The organism is Paenibacillus cisolokensis (genome assembly GCF_050481165.1).
Taxonomy (GTDB): domain Bacteria; phylum Bacillota; class Bacilli; order Paenibacillales; family Paenibacillaceae; genus Paenibacillus_AH; species Paenibacillus_AH cisolokensis.
The window spans coordinates 1-665 of record NZ_JBCNFP010000216.1; the positions used below are offsets into that span (position 1 = coordinate 1).

Annotated in this window: 1 protein-coding gene; it reads left to right on the forward strand. The window is 54.4% G+C overall.

Annotation, left to right across the window (positions count from 1 at the left end; translation table 11 throughout):
- On the forward strand, window positions 1–488 hold a 488-nt coding region (locus tag ABEV74_RS23190), incomplete at its 5' end, for a transposase (RefSeq protein WP_430150113.1).
- Window positions 489–665 lie beyond the last annotated feature (177 nt).

The window sequence follows — 665 nt, forward strand, 5'->3', positions numbered from 1 at the left end:
ACAAGGCCACCTCCTGGAAGAAACCCCGCCGTGTGGCGGTCATCCGCAAGGCGCAAGTGGCCGATGACGGCCAAGGGCGGCTGATTTTCGATACGGACTGGCAATATGAGGCGATCGTCACCAACCTGGAGTGGGAACCGATCGATGTGTGGCGCTTCTACAATCAGCGCTGCTGCGTGGAAAATGACATCAAGGAAGCCAAGGACGGGTTTTCCATCGACCGGATTGCGACGGGGGATTTTGAGGCCAACGAGCTGGATTTGCTGATCAAAATGCTGGCTTACAACCTCTATGAGCGGTTCAAGCGGGACTATTGCGAACCCGTTCATTGGGGCTATACGATCGCCAGGTTTCGGCTGGAGTTCTTCCATTGGGCGGCGACGATCGTTCGGCACAGCCGGAAGCTCATCCTGAAACTGGCTCACGACTTTCCATACCGCCATGCGTGGAAGCGAATCGAAGCGCGGCTGGCGACCATGTCAGGTTAGAGATTCCCACAATTTTACATGGAAAACCAAAAGCCCCTTGCGGTGGGGGAGGGGGGAGGAATACCTTTCAACGCTGACGGGGAGTTGTCTGGCTGGGAACTTCCCTGTTATTTACAGGGTGTTATGCGCTAACATCTCGTGATTTTACCGAAACAATGGGCTTTCGAAATTTAGGAT